The 2,055-nt window shown below is 51.0% G+C and carries 1 protein-coding gene and 1 pseudogene; both read left to right on the plus strand.

Annotated elements, in window-relative coordinates:
* Nucleotides 1-138 precede the first annotated feature (138 nt).
* Nucleotides 139-861: a DUF6318 family protein gene (locus HMPREF2927_RS08060; RefSeq protein ID WP_070687027.1), complete on the plus strand. Its 723-nt coding sequence runs from the start codon at nucleotides 139-141 to the stop codon at nucleotides 859-861.
* Nucleotides 862-1,397: 536 nt separating this feature from the next.
* Nucleotides 1,398-2,055: pseudogene (locus tag HMPREF2927_RS08065) on the plus strand (peptide ABC transporter ATPase); the annotation flags it as partial.

Below are 2,055 nucleotides of genomic sequence, written 5' to 3' on the forward strand. Positions count from 1 at the left end.
TAGTACTCAATAGCGCACCGATGCGCTTGTTGGGTGCGCTACGGGGCTGTTTTCCTTCCGGTGGTCAGCTTGACCTGTGAAAAGCGGCCCGACATGCACATATATCACACTGTCACCGACGATAGGAGCGTATCTTCTATGGATTCGACCATCTTTAATCGCCGTACCCTGTTGGGTAGCGGCGCACTTGTGGGCCTGGGTGCCTTGCTTGCGGCATGTGGCCAGCAGGCAAATAACGAGGCGGCAGCCACCGCAACCGCCGCGCCGAGCGAAACGGCTTCGGCTTCCGCGGCGGCTTCTGAGTCTGCATCCGCTTCGGCTTCAACCACCCCGAAGCCGGTCGTTACCCGCGGCTACTCCGGCGGTTCCAAGGCACCCGATGGGGAGTACCGTAAGGCAGACGGCAAAGGCCCTGCGCAGAATGTCCCGAAGCCTCGTAATGAGCCTGCACAGTATCCCGAAACTGAAGAAGGCCTCAATCACATGATGGAGGATTGGATCAATGCCCATAACTACGCAATTCAGACTGGCGACTGTTCCTATGCATTCAAATATGTGACAGAAGATTCTGAAGAATATGGGTTCTACAAATATATTGAAACACTTTACAAAAATGGCGGATGGGCTGTAGACTCCCTAGATTCATACCAGAGTGAAAGCGCCCTATTTTATGATGAATCTAAGAAAATCTATCGTATGAAAGTCCGCAGAATTTGGTCAACTGAAATATATATTGAATCGAATGGAGATATAACGAGAAAGGCAAATACCGATACAAGTGATGATACTTTCTACTTCCTTTATACCTATTCTAGTGGTTATTGGAAAATAATTGACAGCAAGTACGAGAGTGAACTTTAGAGGCTAATTGAAACATGAAGAACATTAGCAAGATCTCTACGCTTTTTATACTTTCAACATTAATTGTTTCTACCTTAAATATCCCCCCAGCATTAAGCAGTGAGTGCACCACGGGAGATTCAAATGGACATTGCGTTAAAGTCTCCAAAGATAAGCAAGTGCCGAGCTCAAGTCGCAAAGGAAACAAATCCGAGAATAATACGCAAGACTTAGTAAAAGCTAATTCAACACCATCAGGATCAGCGATTTCTCCAGAAGAGGCAGTCCAAAAATGGAATGAAGAACATCCGCTACAACTCGATGGAGCAAAGCAAGAATATCATGCAAGTAGTGCCAAAGCCCGAAAAGCCGGAGATGCAGAATGTCATACGAAAGGAGACCAACGTCCTGGCCACTACGTCATAGGATCCCTACCTCAGGGAGATAACGCCAACAAAATCCCCAACCATGTTGGCGGCCGCTACTGCGTACCCAACGACACCAAAACCTTCACCTCGAATGACCCCGCGCAACCCAAGGGCCCTTCTCCTGAAGAAATGCTTCAAGAAATCGAGGACCAATTCGCTAAAACCGATATCCAGGCCCCCGTACTGAAGCAGTCCTATAACCTTGGCTCTGGTCAGGGCGAAGATAACCCTAACGTCTACAAGAATCAGGCAGTCAACTTCTACGTTGACGCGCCCACCGCACGCTGGGAAGGTGACCTCATGATTGGCCATGTGGAGATGGAGTCCTACCCCACTCAGATGACCATCCAGTACGGCAACGGTGACGAGGGCAGCTTCTACACCATGGGCAAGCCGGTCAGCAGGGCACGTGGTGAAGAGTCACGCAAGACCGCGACCAGCTATGTATATAAGCGTTCGGGCAACTTCCACGCCTACGCGACGGTGTCTTACTCTGGTCGTTTCCGTGTTGACGGTGGCGACTGGCAGGCTCTGGATGTCGTGTTGACGAAGGAAACTGTCGATCCGTTGCTGATTCGTGTGTGGTGGATTGATGTTGGACGCGTCGGCGGCACCTGCGATGAAGACGATACTCGTTGGGGCTGCAAGAACGACCCCACCATGGGTAAGAAGGATAACCCGAACCCGCGCCTACGCAAGGCCGATATCCGCACCGGCCAGCGCTGGCATCTGAACGACAATGGTGACGGGGACACGGAGTATTCGCTGCACCGCGACTGGCCCGACA

Origin of the sequence: Rothia sp. HMSC061E04, from assembly GCF_001813685.1 — a bacterium.
Classification (GTDB): Bacteria; Actinomycetota; Actinomycetes; order Actinomycetales; family Micrococcaceae; genus Rothia; species Rothia mucilaginosa.

What these genes read in the sequence shown, in the direction of transcription:
- HMPREF2927_RS08060 (WP_070687027.1), top strand. Translation starts at nt 139, where the DNA reads ATGGATTCGACCATCTTTAATCGCCGTACCCTGTTGGGTAGCGGCGCA.